This is a genomic window from Rhodovulum visakhapatnamense, assembly GCF_004365965.1.
Classification (GTDB): Bacteria; Pseudomonadota; Alphaproteobacteria; order Rhodobacterales; family Rhodobacteraceae; genus Rhodovulum; species Rhodovulum visakhapatnamense.
Window position 1 is genome coordinate 1 of the sequence record NZ_SOEB01000074.1, and the last position, 2,370, is coordinate 2,370.

The 2,370-nt window shown below is 62.7% G+C and carries 4 protein-coding genes; 2 read left to right on the forward strand and 2 right to left on the reverse strand.

Annotated elements, in window-relative coordinates; translation table 11 throughout:
- Together EV657_RS21345 and EV657_RS21350 are read right to left on the reverse strand one after the other, a co-directional pair.
- On the reverse strand, positions 1-349 hold a 349-nt coding region (locus EV657_RS21345), incomplete at its 3' end, for a P27 family phage terminase small subunit (RefSeq protein WP_134079870.1).
- Positions 350-483: 134 nt separating this feature from the next.
- A complete protein-coding gene (locus EV657_RS21350) occupies positions 484-864 on the reverse strand; it encodes an HNH endonuclease signature motif containing protein (RefSeq protein ID WP_134079872.1) in 381 nt (126 codons plus the stop codon).
- A 332-nt stretch (positions 865-1,196) separates the two neighbouring features.
- Here EV657_RS21350 and EV657_RS21355 point away from each other — a divergent pair, with 332 nt between their 5' ends.
- Positions 1,197-1,682: a hypothetical protein gene (locus EV657_RS21355; RefSeq protein ID WP_134079873.1), complete on the forward strand. Its 486-nt coding sequence runs from the start codon at positions 1,197-1,199 to the stop codon at positions 1,680-1,682.
- Positions 1,683-1,794: 112 nt separating this feature from the next.
- Positions 1,795-2,280 (forward strand): hypothetical protein, encoded by a 486-nt coding sequence (locus tag EV657_RS21360; RefSeq protein ID WP_134079875.1) that lies wholly within the window; start codon positions 1,795-1,797, stop codon positions 2,278-2,280.
- Positions 2,281-2,370: the final 90 nt, after the last annotated feature.

Below are 2,370 nucleotides of genomic sequence, written 5' to 3' on the forward strand. Positions count from 1 at the left end.
TGCCGAACCGCGCGGCGAGCTGGTTCATGGTGGCAATGGCGTCCTGGCGCTGGCCCCAGACCGCGCGCTTCTTCTGCTGCCGCCCGTTCCGGGTCTCGACCTCGTACCAGCTGCCGAAGGCCGCGATGTCGCCGGTGAAGCGGATGACATCGGCCACGGATTCGCAATACATCGCAAACGGATCCTCATAGGCCGGGTCGAGCCGCCGCTTCGCCGCCAGTACCGGGGCGAGCCGGTCCCAGACATCGCGCCCCTCGGCGCTCATCCACCCGGGCGCCGCGGGCACGGGCGCCGTCTGGTCGGCCTTCATCGGCACGACATTGTCGAGCTTCGGCTTCTGACCGCGCATCGGACCTCCCTCAGTTTTTGTCTCGGGGGCTTATGTTCGTGGGCTTTTTTTGCCAATTCGGCCCGCGCAACAGGAAAGCTCCCATGCGCGGTTCCCGAGGGGGGCCGTCGATTTTTGGACACCCCCCGGTAGGTCTAGCACCCGAGAACCTCGCGGGCGGTCTTGCGGCTGTGGCAGCTCTTGCAGAGCGCCTGCCAGTTCGAGCGGTCCCAGAACCGGGCGCGGTCGCCCTCGTGGCGGGCGATGTGATCGACCTCGGTCGCCGGGGTCACCAGTCCCAGCCCCGCGCAATCGGCGCAGAGCGGATGGACCTCAAGGAAGGCCGCCCGCGCGGTCTTCCAGGCCGGGCTGGCATAGAGCTTCGCGCGGCGCCGGATCTCTTCGGCCGTCTTCACCTTCGCCCGCCGCGCGCGGTTCCGCTCGATCCGTTCGGCCTCGTGCTCTTCGCAAAGCGCCGCACCGGGCACAGCGAGGTCGTCGCAGCCAGAGGCCGCGCAGAGCTTGCGGATCGTCATGGGTGAGGCCTCCCGGAACGCAGAACGCCCGCAGCGGGGGATCCGCTCCGGGCGCAGCTTGGGTGACGGCACTATGTCAACCGGGCTGGAATCCCGTCAAGAAAAATGTTTCCGGGGCCGCGTCTCACGTCGCAATAGCCGCGCCGTTTCCGAGGGAATTACAAGAAAACCGCAACGCCGATCTCGCCCCGCATTGCAGGTTTCAATCCCATCGAACTGAAGAACGCAACGTTGCGACGAAATCGCACCGCACAATAGTGGATGGCGCAATCTTCCATTAACCGGCCGCCGTCATGACTGGACCACCCTGTCGTGTCAATGAGGAGACTCTCATGATCGGCCCCGTAACGGCGACCAGCGTGATGCCGGTTCGCAAGGAACAAACGGAACAGCAGACTGCCACTCAGGCCGATTTCAGGCTCAAGCTCGCGAACGCTCGACCGGTAACCCCGGAAGAGCTGGGCATCGAGCTCACCAAGGGCTCCGATGAGTTCACGGCCATCCTGGCGGAATCCAATGCACGTTTGGAGTGGATGGAATCCGCCGAGGGCAAGGCCTGGCAGGCGGAGCAACTGGCAAAGCAGAATGCCCAGCCTGTTGAGCTTGCCGTCTACAAAGGCGGCCAGATGGTCGGGTTCATGGCGGGCGGGTTTTCAGGCCTGGGTTCCATGGGAGCCATCCTGCCCGACAATTGGGGCAGCATGCGCACCGAAGACCTGAAGAAGGTGTTTCAAAGCCATGGTTTCAAGGTCGTCACCGCAAAGGATGGCCTGTCGATGAACCACGGCCAGGCCGCCAATATCTTGAACCGTTCCTAGCTTTCGGAAAGCGGACAAAAAGCGCTGAAGCCCAGCGACACGTGGCGCAATCTTCTATTAACCGGCCGCCGTCATGACTGGACCATCTTATCGTGTCAATGAGGAGTATCCCATGATCGGTCCCGTAACTTCACCCAGTCTTGCGCAGTTTTTCAAGCAACACGCAGAGCAGCACGAGGCCGCTCGGGCCACCTTGTGCGAGAATATCAAGAAATTTGGAGGGGGAAGCGCGGAAGAGCTGGGCCTCACGCCCGTCCAGGCCCCCCCCGAATTCATGGCCATGATGGCGAAATCCGACGCGGAGGCGGCGTGGATGGACTCCGCCGAGGGCAAGGCCTGGCAGGCGGAGCAACGGGCAAAACAGGATGCGCAGCCTGTCGAGCTTGCCGTCTATAAAGGCGGCCAGATGGTCGGGTTCATGGCCGGTGGGTTTTCAGGCCTGGGTTCCATGGGAGCCATCCTGCCCGACAATTGGGGCAGCATGCGCACCGAAGACCTGAAGAAGGTGTTTCAAAGCCATGGTTTCAAGGTCGTCACCGCAAAGGATGGCCTGTCGATGAACCACGGCCAGGCCGCCAATATCTTGAACCGTTCCTAGGCTCCAGACTCATTGATCGTCAAAGCCAGAAGATGACGGTTGCGGCGAGGGCTATGGCGGAGAGGAAGGTCTTTGCGCATCTGTCATAGC

Bases quoted from the DNA above. Each gene is read 5' to 3' on its own strand.
- EV657_RS21350 (WP_134079872.1), bottom strand. From the start codon at position 864: ATGACGATCCGCAAGCTCTGCGCGGCCTCTGGCTGCGACGACCTCGCT.
- EV657_RS21355 (WP_134079873.1), top strand. From the start codon at position 1,197: ATGATCGGCCCCGTAACGGCGACCAGCGTGATGCCGGTTCGCAAGGAA.
- EV657_RS21360 (WP_134079875.1), top strand. From the start codon at position 1,795: ATGATCGGTCCCGTAACTTCACCCAGTCTTGCGCAGTTTTTCAAGCAA.